This window comes from Arthrobacter sp. TJ-178, assembly GCF_058269275.1.
The window spans coordinates 842,679-861,429 of the sequence record NZ_JBZCNK010000001.1; the positions used below are offsets into that span (position 1 = coordinate 842,679).

Consider the following 18,751-nt stretch of genomic DNA (forward strand, 5'->3'; position numbering starts at 1 on the left):
CCGCCCCGCCGTCGCCCGCCTCAGAGCACGTTGAACTCAGAGCTGCTTGAGGTAGCGGGCCAGGGCGCGGGGAGCTGAACGCGGAGCTGCTGCTTCGACTGCCGCGTTGTAATTGGTGTTGGTGTTCACGTCATACGTGAGGATGCGCCCGTCAGCCGTTTCCATGAACTCAATCCCGCAGACCTCCAGCCCGGTGCGCCGGGCGAACTCCAGGTATTTGCCGATGATCGGATGGTCGAAGTCCTCCCGCAGGCTGAACAGCTGCGTATCTTCGTCCGGGGCAATGGTTGCGCCCGGAGGCATGATCGGCTTGCCGGTGGAAGGATCAATGGCGCAGGCATCCGCCGGGCAGAGCTGGAATCCGCCGCGGGCAGTGTCCGCTTTGATCGCGTAAATAAACTCTCCGCCCACAATCTCCACCCGGGTGATAAAGGGCTCGGCGGAGACGATGAACTCCTGGATCAGGGTGATGCCGTCGGCGGGTTCCTCAAAATCGGGACCGGCCACGTACTCGGCGAGCTCGCCGTGGGACTCGAACTTCCGCACGCCCAGTCCCTTGCCGCCCTGGTTGTGCTTGGTGATGAACGGGGTCGGGAATTCTTTGGCCGCGGCCAGGATGGCGTCGCGGCCAATCGCGGCAACGGTGCGCGGCGTATCGATGCCGGCGGCGCGCAGGGCAGTGAGCTGGTCCACCTTGCTCATTTCCAGTTCCAGGATCCGCCGCCCGTTGACGGTCCGCCGGCCGTGGGCTTCAAGCCAGGACAGCACCGCCCGGGCGTAGTCCTTGGACAGTCCGTGCTCCCGGGTGTGGGACGAGGCGCTGATGCGGGACCAGAAAATGCCTTCCGGCGGCACCGAGTCCAGGTCCAGGACGCCGTCGGTCAGCAGCCACTCCTCCACTTCCACGCCTTCGGCTTCAAAAGCCCGGGCAAAAGGCGGAAACCATTCGGGGTTCTCATGCAGGGCGTAGATTTTGGGGCTGGTGGAGCTCATCGCGTTCCTCTGTTCCTCTTGGACGGCCGGACACTGTTCCTTGGCGGTATCAGCACTTGATGTGATGCAGCGCCTAACCGTCGATGTATATTCCGTTGCCGGGACCCATGGGCAGGCCGAGAACGTAGAACACGGTCAGGACGGCCACCCACGCCAGCCAGAAAAGCACCGTGAAGGGGAGCATCCGCGCAATAACCGTGCCGAGCCCGGCCTGCGGCTCATATTTGCGGAGCATCGTCAGCAGCACAATCATGTACGGGTTCAGCGGGGTCAGGATCTGGGTCGCCGAGTCACCCACCCGGAAGGCACCCTGGATGAATGCCGGTTCAAAGCCCAGGAGTGCAAACATCGGCACAAACACCGAGGCCATCAGGGTCCACATGGCCGAGCCGGAAATGATGAACAGGTTCAGCACCGAGGCCAGCAGGATGAAGCCGATAATTGCCGGGTATCCGGTCAGCCCAATGGATTCCAGGCCGGAGGCGCCGGCGACGGCCAGCCAGTTGCCGATGCCGGACCAGTTGAAGAGGGCAATGAACTGCCCCAGGATGAACGCCAGCACCAGAAATCCGCTCATGTCCTTGAGTGAGGCTCCCATCACCCGGGGAACGTCCCTGCCGCCGGCGATGGTGCCGGTGAGCTTGCCGTACACCAGGCCGGGCACGGTGAACATGATGAAGACAATGAAGACGATGGAGCTCAGCAGCGGCGACTTGGGCAGGTAACCGCCGTCCTCATTGCGCCAGGGCGAATCCGGCAGCAGTGCGCCCACCAGGATGACGGCGGCGACGGCCGCGCCTGCAACCACAGCCCACAGCACGCCCCGGCGCTCCACCGGAGTCAGGACGGAGGACAGCGCCTCCGGGACGGCATGGGTGTCCTCGCCGTCCTCTCCGGCCGTTTCCTCGGTGGGGACCCCCTGCCGGCGGAGGCGGGGTTCCAGGATCCTGTCAATGATGAATCCGGCCAGCACAATCAGCACGAGCGAGGACGCGATGTTGAAGAAGTAGTTGGACAGCGGGTTCACCGGGGAGCCCGCGTTGGGCAGTGACTGGGTCACCGCCGTCGTAATGCCGGAAAAGAGGGCGTCCAGGCTGGTGATCAGCAGGGAGGTGGAGTATCCGGCACCGGCGGCTGCGAAGCCGCCCAGCAGCCCGGCCACCGGATGACGTCCCGCGGCCTTGAAAACCAGGGCCGCCAGCGGAGGAATCACCACAAACGCGGCGTCGGACATGATGGATCCGGTGACGCCTACAAAGCCGACGGCGTAGGGCAGGGCCCAGCGCGGCGCGGAACCGAAGGCCTTGCGGATCAGGGCCGAAAGCAGCCCGGATTTCTCCGCAACGCCCACGGCCAGCAGGATCGGCAGCACCGTGGCCAGCGGCGGGAAACCGAGATAGTTTGCGCCCAGGGTGGTGGTGAACCAGCTCAGCCCCTCGGCGGTGAAGAAACCTTTGATCACGGTTTCCTCTGTTGCTCCGGGCACGGTGACCGCAACGTTGGCCCAGGCCATGGCGGTGGAAACCACCGCCACAACAAGGAAGAGGATCAAAAAGAGCATAAACGGGTCCGGCAGTTTGTTGCCAACACGTTCCACGCCGCCCAGGAGGCGGTCGGAAAGGCTGCGGCGGGAACTGACGGGGGCAGCTGGAGTTGTGGTCATGCCGGTCTCATTTCCTGTCAGTCAAAGTAACGGGCAACATCAACGGGACCGCCGGCAGCAGCGAACTCCCGGGCCGCCGCAGCGCGCAGCTCCGGGTCGCAAAGGTAGTCCAGGGCGGTCAGGGCCAGGCCTGCGGCACCGTCCAGCGCACCGGATTCCGCGGCGGCTGATCCGGCGGCGTCCGCGAAGGCCCGGGTGTGCAGCGCCACGTCCGCCGGCGCAATGCCGATCAGCGGATGAATTCCCGGGATCCGGTAGCTGACATTGCCGAAGTCCGTGGAGGCGGCAATGGTCTCCGATACGACGCCGGCCGGCAGCGGACTGCGCCCGCGCCGCTGCTGGGCGCGCACCCACCGTCCGGTCAGCGCCGCGTTGGTGCGCACCGGCAGCGACGGCGGATGCTCATCCCAGTCGATGGACACTCCGGTGCCGGTCATCAGGGCGGCACCGCGGGCAACATCCTCCAGCCGGGCGCTCAGGTCCTTCAAGGTGTCCGGGTACTTGGAGCGTGCGTAGAGCTTCAGCACAGCCTTTTCCGGAATCACGCTGGGGCGCTGGCCGCCCTCGGTGATGATGGCATGGACGCGGTCCACCGGCGGCAGCTGCTGGCGCAGCAGGCCGATGGCGGTGTACGCCAGCGATGCGGCATCCAGAGCGTTCCTGCCCATGAACGGCTGCGCGGAAGCATGGGCGGCGACGCCGGAAAAGGTGACGGTCAGCAGCCGGCGTCCCAGCCAAACCTGCTCAGCCAGGTCCATTGCGTAGGGATGGACCATGATGGCGGCATCCACGCCGTCAAAGGCCCCGTTGCGGGCAAGGACTTCCTTGCCGGAGTGTCCCTCCTCCGCGGGCGTTCCCAGGAACACGACCCGGCCGGGGAACGCATCCGGGTTCTCGGCGACCGTCTGGGCCAGGGCAATAAACGCTCCGACTCCCGTAGCCGCAATGACGTTGTGCCCGCAGGCATGGCCCACCTCGGGCAGGGCGTCGTATTCACTGAGGATGGCGATGGACGGAACATTGTCGGCCGCGCCTGCCGTGCCGCCGACTTCTGCAGACCTGTCTTCCGCTCCGATTTCCGCCCGAATGGCCGTGGGTAATCCGTGTGCTCCCAGCTCCGCCTTAATGCCGTGGCGGCGCAGCAGGTCCACGAGGAACGCCGCGCTCCGGTGCTCCTCGTAAGCTGTTTCCGGGTCCCCGTGCAGGGTGTGGACAACGTCGTTGAGATCGGCGGCAAGCGCATCCACCCGCGCTTCCACCTGACCGGCAAGCTCTGCAGGTGCCCCGGCGAAATCGGAGACCGGACTCTGTGCGGTTTCCATCCGGCGCCCGGTTTCGGCGTCGAGCTGGTTGAGGTAAGCAGAGCTGGGGGATGTGATGCGCGTCATGGGGCACCACCCTAAGCGGCCGGCACCGGGGGTGCCAGTTTGATGACGCGGTGTTCCGCAGCGGCTTACCGGCCGCGGCCGGCAATGCGGGCCACGAGGGGCTGCGGCGCCCGGGCACCGATCCAGGCCAAAACCTTGTACCGCTTGCTGGGAATGGAAACACCCTTGCCGGCGAAAGCATCCGCCAGTCCTTCACGGACCACGCGCTCGGCGTCGAGCCACATCCAGCCGGGGTACACCGTTTTATCCATGTCCATGCGCTGGTGGAACTCTGTGTGGACAAACCCGGGGCACAGGGCCGTCACATGCACGCCCCGGCCGCTGTAATGAATGTTCGCCCAGCGGCTGAAGGTAATGACCCAGGACTTGGCTGCACTGTACGTGCCGCGGGGGATGAATCCGGCCACTGAAGCAACATTGATGATGTGTCCGCCGGGCTGCTCCATCCGGGACAGCATGGTGTTCAGCGCGGTGTGGCTCAGCTGCAGCGGCGCGGCTACCAGGACGTTGAGGTGGTCCATTTCCGCGGAGAGGTCATTGCGTTCAAAGTTGTTCTTCAGCCCGTAGCCGGCGTTGTTGACCAGCATGGTGATGTCCGGTTTTTCCAGTCTCCGGCTCACCCGCTCCACGCCCTCCGGGTCGGCCAAATCCGCCGCAATGTACTCCGTCTGCACCGCGTATTCACCGGCGAGCAGTCCGGCCGATTCCTTCAGCCGTTCCTCATTGCGGGCCGTCAGGACCAAGTTGTAGCCGCGGTTTGCGAGCTGGCGGGCAAATTCTGCGCCGATGCCGGATGTAGCGCCGGTGATCAAAGCTGTGGGAGTCATGGGTCCACCTTTCCACGCCTACCCTGCTATGGCACTGCGGCCTTTGGCAATGCGGAACACGGATCACGCCCGGGCACCTTGCCACCGGTCCCGGTCACACCTACCGTGACAAGAAACCAGCCCCCGCCAAGGAGGAGCCATGGCACCATCCCGGGGTTACCGGGACAGGCTGGACGCCGGGCAGAAGCTCGGCCTGCAGCTCAGCCCCTATTTTGGCGCGCCGAACCTGTTGGTGGTGGGGCTTCCCCGCGGCGGCGTTCCGGTGGCCGCCGCCGTGGCGGAGGTGCTGCGGGCACCGCTGGACGTGGTGGCCGTTCGGAAAGTGGGCTTTCCTCTGCAGCCGGAACTGGCTGCCGGTGCGCTGGCCTGGATTGCGGGGACCGTTACCACTGTGCGCAATGACGCCGTCCTAGCGGACTGGCAGCGGTCCCTTGACGCCGCCGGCAATGACGATCCGGGAGCGGCGGACGCCGCGTTCCGCAACGCCGCATCCATCCAGCAGCTCGAACTGATCCGCCGGGACAAGCTGTACCGCATGGGGCGCGAACCCCTGAACGCAGCCGGCCGGTCGGTGGTGGTGGTGGATGACGGGCTGGCGACCGGCGCCACCATGCGAGCCGCACTGCTGGGACTCCGCGAGCAGAACCCGGCCTGGCTGGTGGCCGCGGCTCCCGTCAGCTGCGGCCCGGGTGCGGAAACAGCGGCTGGCCTGGCCGACGACGTCGTGATCCCCTGGCAGGGCATCGGCCTCAGCGCCGTGGGACAGGCCTACGAGAACTTTGATCAGACCACTGATGCCGAAATCCGGCAGTTCCTGAATACTCCGTGACTGAGCCCCTCCCACCGAAGGCAGGAACCCATGAGCACAGCAGCACAACAGCCCAACGCTGCAGCCCGGACATCCGGCACACCCGACTGGAGCGGAGCCCGGTACGTTGCTTTGGGCAGTTCCTTCGCTGCTGCTCCCGGCCTGGGCCATCCGGTTCCGGGAAGCCCTCCGGAGGCCGGCCGCACAGACGCCAGCTATGCCCACCTGCTGGCCGGGCAACTGCAGATGTCCCTGACTGACGCCACCAGCTCCGGGGCCACCACGGCGGACGTGCTGTGGCGCTCGCAGTACGGGCAGCCGCCCCAGGCGGACTCCCTCAGCGCGGACACCGATCTGGTGACCGTCACCATCGGCGGCAACGACATCGGCTACGCAGCCTCGCTGATGGCGGCCGGTTTGCCCCCGCTGGCGCGGCTCAAGCACCTGCCCACCCTGGAAATGCTCAAGGGCCTCACCCCGGCCGTCCAAAACCGGCGGCTGGCGCTGCTCCCGGCGGCCATGGCGTCCGTCGGCCAGCTCATCCGGCGGCGTTCCCCGCGCGCCGTCGTCCTGTTTGTGGAGTACCTGACCGTGCTGCCTCCGGATCCGCGCATCCGCGTGGCCGGCATAAAGCCCGCCTCCGCCGCCGCGGGCCGGGAACTGGCCGTGCATCTGGCGCTCGCCACCGAAGCCGGAGCCAACGCCACGGGGTGTTCGGTGGTGCGCGTGGCCAAGGCCAGCCTGGACCACTACGCCGGGTCGGAGGATCCCTGGACCGTGGGCGGATTCGTCCCCGTGGAAGGCGGTCCGCTGCCCTTCCATCCCAACCAAGCCGGGCACGAAGCCGTTGCGCAAATGATCAGGGAGCACCTCTCCCGGCTCGCCGCAACGGGTTCCGGCGGGCCGGGGACGATGGATTAGATTGGGCCGATGACCAATGACACCGCAGTGGATTCCCGCACAGAACCGCCCGAGGCCGCCGGCGAAGCTCAGACGCTGACCGCTTTCCTGGACTACTTCCGCGCCACAGTGGTGATGAAGGCTTCCGGACTCAGCGATGCCGACGCCGCCAAGCGGCTGCTTCCCTCGCTCACCACCGTGTCGGGGCTGATCCGGCACCTGACCGACGTGGAGCGTTTTTGGTTCCGGAACCGGATGGACGGCCAGCAGGACGTTCAGGCCCGCTGGACGGCCGAGGATCCCGACGCCGAGTTCCGCGTGGCTGACGGAGAGAGCCTGGCGGAGATCGTGGCGGAGTATGAGGCTGCCTGCCGGGAATCGCGCGCGGTGCTGGAACGGTACGGCTTGGAAGACCGCTGCCGCGGAGGCGACGGCACGCAGAACGTACGCTGGGTCCTCGTGCACATGATCGAGGAAACCGGCAGGCACTGCGGGCACCTGGACATCCTGCGCGAACTGCTGGACGGAGCCACCGGAGACTGAGCAGGATCCGCTGCCCGCACTGCCCGCACCGGACCCGGACACCGCCGTCTGCCCGTTCCGAGGCCGCCGAAGGGAGCCTGCCCTAGAGATCGAAGCACCCGCGGCCGGATAATTTCTTCAGCTGCGTTTCCGCTGATCCGACTCTGTGGGAGGTTTCAAATGTCCATGTCAGGAAGCACTTTTGGGTTGGGCGGGTTGCACTTGGACGTCAGTGAACTCACCCACAAGGTGGTCCGGGGCATCCGCGGGGGGATGGTTCTCACCGGCGTCCTCTCGGTGGTCCTGGGCGCCCTTGTACTGTTTTGGCCCGAAGCCACCCTGGACGTGATTGCCGTCCTGTTTGGCCTCTATTTCCTTGTGTCCGGCGCGGTGCGCGTCGTGACCGGGCTCGTTACTCCGCTGCTCGGCGGCCTGCGGGTGCTCAACATCCTCGTCGGCCTTCTGCTCTTCATCGCCGGGGTGGCGGCCATCCGCAATCCGCTCGCTTCCCTTACCGTTCTGGCCCTCTTCATTGGAATCGCCTGGATTGTGGAGGGCATCATGTCCCTGACCGAGGTGGAGAGCGGCGGATCGCGCTGGTATGCCATCGCCTATGGAATTATCAGCATCATTGCCGGCGTGGTGGTGTTGTTCCTGCCGGTTAGTTCCCTTGCCGCCCTTGTTGTTTTTGGCGGCGTTGCCCTGGTGGTGCTGGGCATTGTGGAAGTGGTGCGGGCCTTTTCCTTCGGCCGCGGCCTGCCGCGTGCCTATTAGGAAACCTCCAGCAAGCTTCCAGCAGCTGTTAACACAGGCATAACCTGCCGGGAAACCTGGATGTAATACGGGGCGCCCACTCTGGGAAGGGTACGGTTTCCAACCGCCGCTTCCGGCCCGTTGGCCGGCCATCCCGAATGGAGCATCTCCATGGACTCTGGAAACACCGCCTGGCTGCTGGCCAGCGCCGCGCTGGTCTGTCTCATGATCCCCGGCATCGCCTTCTTCTATGGAGGAATGGTGGGCTCGCGCCGCATCCTCAACATGATGCTGATGTGCTTTGGCAGCGCGAGCCTCGTCGCAGTGCTGTGGGTGCTTTACGGGTACTCCGCAGCCTTCGGCAACTCTCTGTCCGGAGCAGGTCTGCTGGGCAATCCCCTTGAATTCGCTGGGCTGTCCCAACTGTTGGCCGAGGACCCGGAAAACTCGATCCCGCTGGCATTGTTCGCGGCCTTCCAACTGATGTTCGCCTGCGTTACCACGGCGCTGGTGGCCGGGGCAGCCGCCGGACGCATGAAGTTCGGTGCGTGGATGCTGTTCGCCGGCCTCTGGGCCACGCTGGTGTACTTTCCGGTGGCCCACTGGGTTTTCGCCTTCAGCAGCGAGGACGGCTCCGTGACGGGCGGCTGGATTGCCAACCGGCTGGGGGCGATCGACTTCGCCGGCGGCACGGCTGTGCACATGAATGCCGGCGTGGCCGCCCTGGCACTTGCCCTGGTTCTGGGACGAAGCCAGGGCTGGCCGCATGCCCAAGGGAAACCGCACAGCCGTCCGCTGGTGCTGCTTGGCGCCGGACTGCTCTGGGTTGGCTGGTACGGATTCAATGCCGGTTCGGCCCTGAGCGCCGGCAACTCCGCCGCCGTCGTTTTCCTGAACACCGCGGTGGCTGCTGCAGCAGGCCTGCTGGGCTGGATGTTGATGGACCGGCTGCGGCTGGGAACCTCGTCTTCCCTGGGTGCCGCTTCCGGACTGGTCTCCGCCCTGGTAGCCATCACTCCGGCGTGCGGGGCCGTCAGCCCGCTGGGCGCACTGGCCATCGGGCTGCTCGCCGGACTTGTCTGTTCGCTGGCCATTGAGTGGAAGTACCGGCTGGGCTACGACGATTCACTCGACGTGGTGGGCGTTCACGCCGTCGGCGGCCTGCTGGGCACCCTGCTGATCGGCCTGTTTGCCACCGACGCCGCGCCCAACGGTGTCAGCGGACTGTTTTACGGCGGCGGCTTTGAGCTGCTGGGCATCCAGGCGCTGGCCTCGGTGGCTGTTCTCGTCTACTCCTTCGTGGTCACATGGGTCATTGCCAAGCTGCTGGCAGTCACCATCGGGCTGCGCATTCCGGAAGAGAGCGAACTGCAGGGCATCGACCTGGCCGCCCATGCGGAATCCGCCTACCTGACCGACGAGGAGGCCGTGGAGCTGGGCGCCCGGCCGTAGCGACCGCGCCTCCGCCAGGGATCAGTCCTCCAGGGACTCTTCCTGGCGGAGGTACACGGAAAGAAGGTCCCGGGCGTGCTGCGTCTGAGGACCTTCCTTTTCCAGTGCTTCCATCATTGATGCTCCCTGCGTCTTTCCGCCCGGGAAGGGCGGCAGCAGCGGCACATCAGGGTCGGAAACCACCTCAATAATGCAGGGCATGTTGGCGGCGAGCGCGGAGTCCCAGGCATCCCCGAGCAGCTCCGGATCCTCCACCCTGATGCCCTTGAATCCCAGCAGTTCCGCATATCCGGCGTAGTTGAAATCCGGAAGCGCCTGGCTGTCCGCAAAACGGGGTTCCGTTTCCATCTCCCGCTGCTCCCAGGTCACCTCCGCCAGTTCACGGTTATTGAGGACGCACACGATGAAGCGCGGATCCTCCCAGTTCTTCCAGAGCCTGCTGACCGTGACCAGTTCGGTCAGCCCGGCCATCTGCATGGCTCCGTCACCGGAGAGAGCAATGAGCGGCCGGTCCGGATGCGCCAGCTTGGCCGCAATGCCGTAGGGAACCGCGCAGCCCATGCTGGCCAGCGTGCTGGAGAGGTGCGCGGGAACCCCCGCCGGCAGCCTCAGCTGGCGCGCGTACCAGTACACGCTGCTGCCTACGTCCACGGCCACCTGCGCGTCCGCGGGCATCCGCTGGCTCAGCTCGTAAAACGCGCGTTCCGGGTTCACCGGATGAGCGGGCGTGAAAGCCCGTTCGCGGGACAGGCCGTGCCAGGAACGGACGGCGTGTTCGACGTCGTTGCGCCAGCCCGATTCGCCGCGCTCCGTCAGCAGCGGCAGCAGGGCATCCAAGCTGGCGGCCGCCTCACCGGTAACGGCCACCTCCACCGGGTAGCGGTTTCCGATGGCCGCCGAATCGATGTCAATCTGCACGGCCCTGGCTGCCCCGGGCGGCGGATAGAACTCGGTCCAGGGGTCATTGGAGCCGATGATCAGCAGCGTGTCCGCGTTGGCCAGCGCAAATCCTGCGGCCGAGGTACCCAGATGGCCCATGACCCCTGCGGCCAGGGGCAGGGACTCATCCACGTACGGCTTCCCAAGCAGGCTGGTAGTAATTGCAGCACCCAGCTTCTCAGCCAGGGCTGCCACCTGCTCCTGGGCACCCTTTGCTCCCTGGCCCACCAGCAGCACCACCTTCTGCCCGCTGTTGAGCACATCCGCGGCGGCCTGGACGTCCTCCGGGAGGGGCAGGATGCGGGCCGGCCGCCAAACCGGGGCCGTGGTGAGCACGCCGTGTTCCTGACCCAGTTCCGGCGCAGCTTCCTGCTGCACGTCATGCGGCAGGATCACCACGGACGGGGTGCGGGTGGCGAGTGCCTCTTTAAAGGCCCGGTCAATGACCAGGGGTGCCTGCTCGGGGCTGGAGACCTGCTGGCGGAATCCGGAGGCAACGTCCCGGAACAGGTGCATCAGATCCACTTCCTGCATGTATGCGGATCCAAGGACACTCAGGCTCTGCTGCCCGATGATCGCCACCACCGGCACCGAGTCCATGCGCGCGTCGTACAGTCCGTTGAGGAGGTGAATGGCGCCGGGGCCCTGGGTGGAAACCACCACCCCCACTTCCCCGGTGTACTTCGCGTGTCCCACGGCCATGAAGGCGGCGTTTTCCTCATGCCGCGCCTGGACAAACTCCGGTCCGCCGGCCCGGCGGAGTGCTCCCATCACCGGATTGATGCCGTCTCCGCTGTATCCGAAGATCCGGCCCACACCCCACGCCTGCAGACGCTGCACCACCAGGTCCGCCACCAGTTGGGGTTCGCCCTCCGGTGGGTTGCCGTTCGCTTCAGTTCCGTCGGCCATTGCATGCCTCCCGTTAACGATCAGTGTGCTTGGTATCCCCCACTCTTCCATCCCCGGTGCGGGAATTGCACGTTTGGGCCGGCCGGAATTCGGCGACTTGGGGCTTCCCGGATGCCTGTGGCTTCGGCGCTGGTGTGCGGGGCCGGACCCGTCGCTATGCTCTGGAACATGGGTAAGGTCATCTACTACGTCGCGTCGTCACTGGATGGCTTTATAGCCGCCGAAGACTCCAATCTGGACTGGCTGCTGGCCTTCGGTTTCGAACCGTTCCAAAGCCACTATGACCAGTTCCTGGCCACCATAGGTTCGCTGGTCATGGGATCGGCCACGTATGACTCCATACGGAGCCAGGATCCGGATTCCTGGCCCTACGGCACCCTGCCCTGCCAGGTGCTGACCAGCAGACAGCTCGAGGCTCCGCCGGACACCGGCGTGCAGTTCGTTTCGGGGAACATCCGCCGCATCCGTGAAGACGCAGCAGCCGCCGCCGGAGACCGGAATGTCTGGGTTGTGGGCGGTGGGCTCGTGGCAGCCCAGTTTGCGGAGGCCGGACTGCTGGACGAACTGTGGGTCACCTATATGCCGGTGGCGCTGGGCGCCGGCCGCCGCCTGCTGCCCGTCACCACGCCGCTGGGTCCCATGCGCCTGGCCGGAACGACGTCGTTCAACGGCGGCGCCGCCGAGCTCCGGTTTTCGGCCACCTGAGCTCGCCACCTGAGCTCGCCCGGACCCCCGCCGGGGGCCGGCCCGGCCTGCCGGCTCCATCACTGTAGAGTGTGGTTCGTGCACGCCCGCCGCAGATCCCGGCGCTTGCCTGCATACCCTCCGCCAGTCTCAGGAAAGTTCAAGGTCATCCCATGGGGACAGATATCCGCACCCGCAACAATGTCCGTGTTCTGGGCAACCCGGAGGGGCCGGTCATCATGTTTGCGCACGGCTTCGGCTGTGACCAGGGGATGTGGCAGCAGGTCCTGCCCCGGTTCACCGCCGATTATCGGGTAGTCCTGTTTGACCATGTTGGCGCCGGCAATTCGGACCCCGACGCATATCAGTCAGCCAAGTACTCCTCCCTTGAGGGTTACACTGCCGATGTGCAGGAGATCATGGCCGAACTGGATCTCCAAGACGTCACTTTTGTGGGACACAGCGTCGGCGGCATGATGGGTGTTGCCGCCGCAGCCGCGGACCCCGCCCGGTTTCGCAATCTGGTGTTCCTGGCCTCCTCTCCCAGCTACATGGACTATCCGGAAGACGGCTACGTAGGCGGCACGTCCCAGGAGGACATCCGCGAACTCCTTGCCTCGCTGGACAACAACTACATGGTCTGGGCCGCCGCCATGGCTCCGGTGATCATGGGCAATCCCGGGTCCCCGCGGCTGCACAGCGAACTTGAGGGCAGCTTCTGCCGCATCAACCCCACCGTGGCCCGCGAATTCGCCAAGGTGTCGTTCCTCTCCGACGTCCGCCATCTGCTCAAGGACGTCAGCGTTCCCACGCTGGTCATGCAGTGCACCGATGATTTGCTGGCTCCCGTGCACGTCGGTGAATACACCCGGCGTCATCTTCCCCAAGCCACGCTGTCCGTTCTGAAGGCCACCGGACACCTGCCCCATGTAAGCGCCCCGGAGGAGACAGCAGACACGATCCTCGGATACCTTAGCCGCGCCGCTTAGCCCAGCAAATGGATGCCGTCCCCTCCGCCCACCTGCCGATGGATTATGAGTCGCTTTTTCAGGATGCCCCGGCCGGATATTTGGTGACCGACGAACACGGCATCATCCGTGAAGCGAACCGCACCGTCCTCAGCTGGCTGGGCCTGACCCGCGCGGAGCTCGTGGGCGCCAGCTTCCTCAAACTGTTGCCCATCGGTGACCGGATCCTGTACGCGACGCATGCTTCGCCGCAGACGGGTGCTGCCGGTGCCTTGGCGGAACTGGCAGTGGACCTGATCGCCGGGGATGGTTCCCGGATTCCGTCCCTGCTTTCCGCCCGGCGTTTTCCCGCCGCTGAACCGGGCCAACCCGCCCTGGATCGAATCATCGTCTTTAACGCCTATGAACGCCGGCTCTACGAACAGGAGCTGGTCAGCACCCTGCGCAAAGCCGAGGAAGCGGATGCTGCACGCGCCAGCGCAGAAGCATCGGTTGCCGCCCAGCAGGAGGTGCTCCGGCACAAAGATGTGGTCCTGCAGGAAAGCCTCACGGAGAGCCGGCGCAAGGAATCCCTGCTGGAAACCATCCTGAACACCGTGGAAGTGGGTGTGCTGGTGGTGGACGAAACAGGAAATACCATCCTCAGCAACAGCCGGCAGGATCACAACCGCAGGCGTGCCACACCGCCGGGGCTGATGAAGCCCAAAGAATCCGAGCTGCTGATATTCGGTCCTGACCGCGTGACGCCCATTCCCCCGGATCTGCGCCCCGTCCGGCGGGCGATCCTGGGCGAGTCCTTTTCCGACCAGCTGGTCTGGCTGGGAACGGGCGACCAGCAGCAGAGCCTGAGCGTGTCAGCCCGTTCCGTCCGGAACCAGGGAGCTTTCAGGGGGTCGGTCATCGCCTTCAGCGACGTCACCGGTCTTGTGGATGCGGTACGGGCCAAGGAGGACTTTGTAGCGAATGTTTCCCATGAGCTGCGCACGCCTTTGACGTCAATCATGGGTTACCTGGATTTGGCGCTGGAGGACGCAGATGAGCTGCCTGCCCACATCAATGCCTCCCTCCAAGTGGCGATGCGCAACTCGGAAAAGCTGCTGGCACTCGTCTCGGACCTGCTGACTGCGGCCACCGGCGACAGCGGTGTGGCCCTGATCCCGGCGGATCTCACGGAACTCATCCAGGCTGCCGTCACTTCAGCGGTTCCCCGGGCAGAAATCAACGGTGTACAGATTGTCACTGACCTCCCCGCCTCATTGGAGGACATTGTGGACCCCCGGCGGATCAGCCAGGTCCTGGACAATCTGCTCTCCAACGCCGTGAAGTACTCGCCCGACGGAGGCCGGGTCACGGTCAGCGCCCGCCGCACCGCAACCACCACGGTCATTGAGGTGGCCGACCCGGGCATTGGAATGACCGAAGCGGAGCAGGCCGAAGTGTTCACAAAGTTCTTCCGGTCGGACACGGCCCGCAGGGCTGCCATTCCCGGCGTCGGCCTGGGCCTGGCCATCAGCCGCAAAATCATCGAGGAACACGGCGGCACGATCACCCTGCGCAGCGAAGCCGGCAAGGGAACTGTCTTTACCGTCACACTGCCCTGTGGCGCGGTCTGAGCCGATTTTGTGCCCCGACCCCGGTTGTGAAAATATCACTTTTGAACCCGGCACCCTACCGGGCAGATTCAGCAGGGGAACACCTCAATGGCCAACAATGGCACCTCTTCCGTCCGCAAAGTAATTAGGCGGCTGGGATCCTTCTCCCTCGTCGGCGCGGTGGCATTCGTCGTGGACATCACGATCTTCAACGTGCTGGCTTCGACCGTCCTCGACAGCCACCCGATCACGGCCAAAGTCATCTCGGTCGCCTGCGCGACAACGGTTTCCTGGCTCGGCAGCCGTTATCTGACGTTCCGCGCCTCCAGAGGCCGGAGCGTGCGCAGCGAAACCCTGCTTTTTGCCCTGACCAATCTGATCGGCCTGCTCCTGGCCACCGGCTGCCTGTACGTGTCCCACTACCTGCTTGGTTTCACCAGCCAGTTTGCTGACAACATTTCCGGCAACGTGGTGGGCGTGGCTGCCGGCAACGTTTTCCGCTATTTCGCCTACCGGTACGTCGTATTCACCACGGCCGAGGAACGCGCGGCGCGGACCGCACTGAAGCAGAACGTGTAAGCGGCGCTTCCTTCCCGCACCGTCCCCCGCGACTTCCCCGCGCCTTCCCAACCAGCCAGCCAACCAGTCAGCCAACGACGACGGCGGCGCACCTCCGCTGGGAGGTACGCCGCCGTCGTCGTACGTAGTGCTGAAGTACCGGCGGTGTTACTTGCCGGAGCGCGGCGTGCGGATGAGCTTCTTGTTCACGAATTCATCCATGCCGAAGCGGCCCAGCTCACGGCCCACGCCGGAGCGCTTGACTCCGCCGAAGGGCAGGTCCGGCTGGGTTCCGGAGACGCCGTTGATCGAGACCATGCCGGATTCCAGGCGGTCAGCAATGTCCAGGGCCTTGTCCTCGTCAGCGCTGAAGACGGCTCCGCCGAGTCCGTACGGCGAGCTGTTCGCCAGGTCCACGGCTTCATCCGCGCTGGAGACCTTGTAGATGACAGCTACCGGGCCGAAGAGTTCCTCGGAGAAGGCGCGCATCTCCTCAGTAACGCCGGTAAGCACGGTGGGCTGGATGTAGGCTCCCGGGCCGTCGATCAGGGCGCCGCCGGTGTTGAGCGTTGCCCCCTTGTCCACGGCATCCCGGATCTGCTCGACCAGGCCGTCAGCGGCGGCCTGCGAGGAGAGCGGGCCGAAGCGCGTGGCCTCATCCATCGGATCGCCGGGCTGGATCTTTTCCATTGCGGCCGTGAATTTCTCCACGAAGTCTTCGTAGATCTCATCCATGACAATGAAGCGCTTAGCCGCGTTGCAGGCCTGGCCCGCGTTGCCCATCCGGCCGGCGACGGCGGACTTCACCGTGGCGTCCAGATCCTGGGCGTCGAGCACGATGAACGGGTCGCTGCCGCCCAGTTCCAGCACGTACTTCTTCAGGTTCCGGCCGGCAACCTCGGCAACGGCGGATCCGGCCCGCTCGCTGCCGGTCAGGGACACACCCTGAATCCGGGAGTCGGCGATGATGTCGGCTGCCTGGTCATTGGTGGCGAACAGGTTGATGTAGGTACCCTGCGGCAGTCCAGCGTCAGAGAAAATCTGCTCCATCGCCAGTGCAGACTGCGGGCAGTTGTTGGCGTGCTTGAGCAGGACGGTGTTGCCCAGCATCAGGTTGGGGCCGGCGAAGCGGGCCACCTGGTAGTACGGGAAGTTCCACGGCATGATGCCCAGGATCGCGCCGATCGGCTCGGTGCGGACGGTGGCTCCGCCGCCGCCCTTCACGTTCAGCTCCTCATCGGCCATGAAGCCGGGACCCTCGGTGGCGTAGTACTCGTAAATGTTTGCGGACAGCGCCACTTCACCCTTCGCTTCGCGCAGGGGTTTGCCCATTTCGGTGCTGATCAGGGCTGCCAGCTCATCGCTTCGTTCGCGGTACAGCTCAGCCACGCGGGCCAGAACCTTGCTCCGGGCTTCCACCGGCTGGGCTCGCCATGAGGCGAAGGCCGTATGGGCGGTGCTGATTGCTTCGGCAATCTCAGCGTCGGTAGCTTCAGCGAATTCCTTGAGTGTCTCCCCGGTTGCGGGGTTCACGGTCTTGTAAGCGGTCATTGGACCCACGTTACTCACGTGGGCACCAGAGGTCACAGCGGTTCGCTCCCGGCTCAATGTCCCGGCCGGCCGGCGCCGCCGTTCGGCTCCGGCGGTTTCCGACGCCGGGAGCGAGCCAGGGGAAGGCGTCCGAAGCGGGGGCGGGGCCAGCCCTGTTCCCTCCTGCGGCTGCTGCCGGAACCGGTATCGACGTCGTCGCCGGTGTTCCTGCGCGTCCGGCGCGGCAGCCGCACGCTCAGCTCACCGGGTCCGGGCAGGCGCCAGCCGCGGCGGCGGGCCACTGTGCAGAGCACTGCAGCGGAGACAATGGCCGCCCCCATGCCCACATTCTGCAGTCCAAGGTTGTACAGGATCACCATTTCCACGGCCGCAACCAGGGCGCCGGTGGCGTAGAGCGTGTTGCCGCCGAAGATGGCAGGCACCCGTCCCACGACAATGTCGCGGATCATGCCGCCGCCCACCGCGGTGGCCACGCCAATGAGGATGGCCGGCAGCCACTCCAGGTCCACGGCGAGGGCCTTGGACGTTCCCGTGGCTGCCCAGCAGCCCAGGGCAAAGGCATCGATCACAATCAGGAACCGGTTGGCCCACTTGCCCTTCAGCTCTATCAGGTAGGCAATGAAGGCTCCGGCGATGGCGGTCAGCAAATAGGCCGGATCAGCCAGGGCCACCGGCGTTCCCGCCTGCAGGAGGGTATCGCGCAGCACACCGCCGCCCAGGGCCGAGGTGAGCGCCAGCACCACAAAGCCCACCGGGTCCATGCGCAGCTGCCGCGCCACCGCCCCGCCAAGCACGCCGTTGGCCAGCACCCCGGCCAGGTCCACAAACCGAAAGACGGCCTCCGGATCAAAGATATCCACGCCGCTCCCGATGTGTTGTTGCTGCCGTGTTTTCCGGCGTCCATTCTAGCCCGGCGCAGCACCGCTTCCACGGCGGTGAGGTGTGCGGGGACGGGCTACTTCGCCGAGAAGTGGTCCGCCAGCTTCTCCAGCGTCTGCTCCAGGCTGGCCGGATGCCGGCGCGTCACGCCCATCACCCGATACATGACGCGGTGCCGGAGGTGCCTGGCGTCCCACTGCTCGGTCACCAGGGTGCCGCCGTCCTGCGGTTCCAGAAGGTAGCGCCAGACATGTCCGCCGGCATGGCGCCATGCGATCCGGTGCCCCTCATCAAATTCCGTCACCGTGTTGAGGATCTTGTAGGGAACCCCCATCTTCATGTCCATCCCGAACTTGGCGCCGGGCGTCAGCCGGGCAGGACCGTTGGGCTGGGCATCGCGGACCGTTCCGGACCCGTCAATGACGCTGTGCATGGCGGGCCGGGCCAGCAGATCGAACACGGATTCCGGCGAAGCGGCAACTAGGCGCTCGCGGCTGATCAGGTAGGGGCTGTTCATCCGGTCAGTCTAACTGCACGCGGTTTCGGCAGCGGGGACTCCAGGCGCTACCGGGTCCGCTCGTAGCTCCATCGGTTTTCGTCCATGATGAGACGGTGTCGGCGGGAAGGATCCCGGGGAGTTGTCCCCTCTCCGAGCGGTGCTGCCGGATCCGCGTTGTCCGGATACTCGGCGTCGCCGTGCCACACCATGGCCGGCGGCACGTGCCCGGGCAGCTGCCGCGTGGCGTAGGTTTCCGGTGCGGCAGCGCAGGCGCGAACGAGGGCCTGTTCAACGGTGTCTGCTCCCAGCAGTCCGTGCAGAGTCACCCAGGTGGGCGGAAAGAGGCTCATGGTTCCTGCCCGGTGCCGTTCCAGTGCCTCAGCCGGGGCCAGCCAGACGGAGTCGACGTGTTCGTCGGGGCTGAGCAGGACAGCGCCGTCCGGTGCCGGAGCCAGGAAGAACCAGGTCCTGTAGCGGCGGGGCGCTTCAGGCGGCGGAACCCAGCAGGACAGCCGCCGGAGTTCGGGCAGTTTCAGCTGCAACCCGGTTTCCTCCGCCGTCTCGCGCACCCCGGCCTGCCGCGCGGCGGCGAGTTCGACGTCGTCGTCCGCTGACTGGCCGTAGTCACCCGGGTCCACCACGCCGCCGGGAAAGACCCATGCCCCGGCGAAGGACCCCCGGTTGCGGGGCCGCTCCAGCAGCAGTACCTGCAGTCCTTCGGGGGCGTCGCGAAGCAACACCACGGTGGCGGCTGTGCCGTGAAACATGGGCGGGTTCCGTTCGTCGGGGACTTGATGGCAGCTACAGGGAAATGGTGGGTTCCCTGCATGGATGCTAGCCGTTTCTGCGCTGACGGTAGCCCGGGG

Annotated in this window: 18 protein-coding genes; 9 read left to right on the forward strand and 9 right to left on the reverse strand. The window is 65.8% G+C overall.

The window, feature by feature from the left end; translation table 11 throughout:
- Positions 1–36: 36 nt before the first annotated feature.
- The 4 genes from AC4D2Q_RS03945 to AC4D2Q_RS03960 form a co-directional block, all read right to left on the reverse strand.
- Positions 37–993 (reverse strand): ATP-grasp domain-containing protein, encoded by a 957-nt coding sequence (locus tag AC4D2Q_RS03945; RefSeq protein ID WP_490926104.1) that lies wholly within the window; start codon positions 991–993, stop codon positions 37–39.
- 73 nt (positions 994–1,066) lie between these two features.
- Positions 1,067–2,656: an AbgT family transporter gene (locus AC4D2Q_RS03950; RefSeq protein WP_490945113.1), complete on the reverse strand. Its 1,590-nt coding sequence runs from the start codon at positions 2,654–2,656 to the stop codon at positions 1,067–1,069.
- A gap of 17 nt (positions 2,657–2,673) precedes the next feature.
- Positions 2,674–4,044 carry a M20 family metallopeptidase gene (locus tag AC4D2Q_RS03955; protein ID WP_490945115.1) on the reverse strand — a complete coding sequence of 457 codons (1,371 nt, stop codon included), beginning with the start codon at positions 4,042–4,044 and terminating at the stop codon, positions 2,674–2,676.
- A gap of 65 nt (positions 4,045–4,109) precedes the next feature.
- Positions 4,110–4,871 (reverse strand): SDR family NAD(P)-dependent oxidoreductase, encoded by a 762-nt coding sequence (locus AC4D2Q_RS03960; protein WP_490945117.1) that lies wholly within the window; start codon positions 4,869–4,871, stop codon positions 4,110–4,112.
- Between the two features lie 139 nt (positions 4,872–5,010).
- On the opposite strand from AC4D2Q_RS03960, the gene AC4D2Q_RS03965 reads away from it, so the two are divergent.
- The 5 genes from AC4D2Q_RS03965 to AC4D2Q_RS03985 all read left to right on the forward strand — a co-directional run bounded on the left by AC4D2Q_RS03965 (position 5,011) and on the right by AC4D2Q_RS03985 (position 9,306).
- Positions 5,011–5,700 (forward strand): phosphoribosyltransferase, encoded by a 690-nt coding sequence (locus AC4D2Q_RS03965; RefSeq protein ID WP_490945119.1) that lies wholly within the window; start codon positions 5,011–5,013, stop codon positions 5,698–5,700.
- Positions 5,701–5,730: 30 nt separating this feature from the next.
- Positions 5,731–6,600, forward strand: a complete 870-nt coding sequence (locus AC4D2Q_RS03970; protein ID WP_490945121.1) for an SGNH/GDSL hydrolase family protein — start codon at positions 5,731–5,733, stop codon at positions 6,598–6,600.
- A 9-nt stretch (positions 6,601–6,609) separates the two neighbouring features.
- A complete protein-coding gene (locus AC4D2Q_RS03975) occupies positions 6,610–7,122 on the forward strand; it encodes a DinB family protein (protein WP_490945123.1) in 513 nt (170 codons plus the stop codon).
- Between the two features lie 165 nt (positions 7,123–7,287).
- On the forward strand, positions 7,288–7,875 hold the full coding sequence (locus tag AC4D2Q_RS03980; protein ID WP_490945126.1) for an HdeD family acid-resistance protein: 588 nt from the start codon (positions 7,288–7,290) through the stop codon (positions 7,873–7,875).
- Positions 7,876–8,025: 150 nt separating this feature from the next.
- A complete protein-coding gene (locus tag AC4D2Q_RS03985) occupies positions 8,026–9,306 on the forward strand; it encodes an ammonium transporter (RefSeq protein ID WP_490945129.1) in 1,281 nt (426 codons plus the stop codon).
- Positions 9,307–9,327: 21 nt separating this feature from the next.
- On the opposite strand, the gene AC4D2Q_RS03990 is transcribed toward AC4D2Q_RS03985, so the two are convergent.
- The gene (locus AC4D2Q_RS03990; RefSeq protein WP_490945133.1) at positions 9,328–11,154 is read right to left on the reverse strand and encodes a thiamine pyrophosphate-requiring protein; all 1,827 of its coding nucleotides are present in this window, start codon (positions 11,152–11,154) and stop codon (positions 9,328–9,330) included.
- 168 nt (positions 11,155–11,322) lie between these two features.
- Here AC4D2Q_RS03990 and AC4D2Q_RS03995 point away from each other — a divergent pair, with 168 nt between their 5' ends.
- The 4 genes from AC4D2Q_RS03995 to AC4D2Q_RS04010 all read left to right on the forward strand — a co-directional run bounded on the left by AC4D2Q_RS03995 (position 11,323) and on the right by AC4D2Q_RS04010 (position 14,977).
- Positions 11,323–11,859 (forward strand): dihydrofolate reductase family protein, encoded by a 537-nt coding sequence (locus AC4D2Q_RS03995; RefSeq protein ID WP_490945137.1) that lies wholly within the window; start codon positions 11,323–11,325, stop codon positions 11,857–11,859.
- A 152-nt stretch (positions 11,860–12,011) separates the two neighbouring features.
- Positions 12,012–12,827, forward strand: coding sequence for an alpha/beta fold hydrolase (locus AC4D2Q_RS04000; protein WP_490945141.1), 816 nt, complete (start codon positions 12,012–12,014; stop codon positions 12,825–12,827).
- Between the two features lie 8 nt (positions 12,828–12,835).
- The gene (locus AC4D2Q_RS04005) at positions 12,836–14,419 is read left to right on the forward strand and encodes an ATP-binding protein (protein ID WP_490945143.1); all 1,584 of its coding nucleotides are present in this window, start codon (positions 12,836–12,838) and stop codon (positions 14,417–14,419) included.
- 87 nt (positions 14,420–14,506) lie between these two features.
- Entirely contained in the window at positions 14,507–14,977 is a 471-nt protein-coding gene (locus tag AC4D2Q_RS04010) for a GtrA family protein (RefSeq protein WP_490945145.1), read from the forward strand.
- Positions 14,978–15,124: 147 nt separating this feature from the next.
- On the opposite strand, the gene AC4D2Q_RS04015 is transcribed toward AC4D2Q_RS04010, so the two are convergent.
- The 4 genes from AC4D2Q_RS04015 to AC4D2Q_RS04030 all read right to left on the reverse strand — a co-directional run bounded on the left by AC4D2Q_RS04015 (position 15,125) and on the right by AC4D2Q_RS04030 (position 18,652).
- Entirely contained in the window at positions 15,125–16,507 is a 1,383-nt protein-coding gene (locus tag AC4D2Q_RS04015) for an NAD-dependent succinate-semialdehyde dehydrogenase (protein WP_490945147.1), read from the reverse strand.
- 53 nt (positions 16,508–16,560) lie between these two features.
- Positions 16,561–17,367 carry a trimeric intracellular cation channel family protein gene (locus tag AC4D2Q_RS04020; RefSeq protein WP_490945149.1) on the reverse strand — a complete coding sequence of 269 codons (807 nt, stop codon included), beginning with the start codon at positions 17,365–17,367 and terminating at the stop codon, positions 16,561–16,563.
- A 95-nt stretch (positions 17,368–17,462) separates the two neighbouring features.
- On the reverse strand, positions 17,463–17,903 hold the full coding sequence (locus tag AC4D2Q_RS04025) for an SRPBCC family protein (RefSeq protein WP_490926086.1): 441 nt from the start codon (positions 17,901–17,903) through the stop codon (positions 17,463–17,465).
- A 47-nt stretch (positions 17,904–17,950) separates the two neighbouring features.
- Entirely contained in the window at positions 17,951–18,652 is a 702-nt protein-coding gene (locus tag AC4D2Q_RS04030) for an NUDIX hydrolase (RefSeq protein WP_490945151.1), read from the reverse strand.
- Positions 18,653–18,751: the final 99 nt, after the last annotated feature.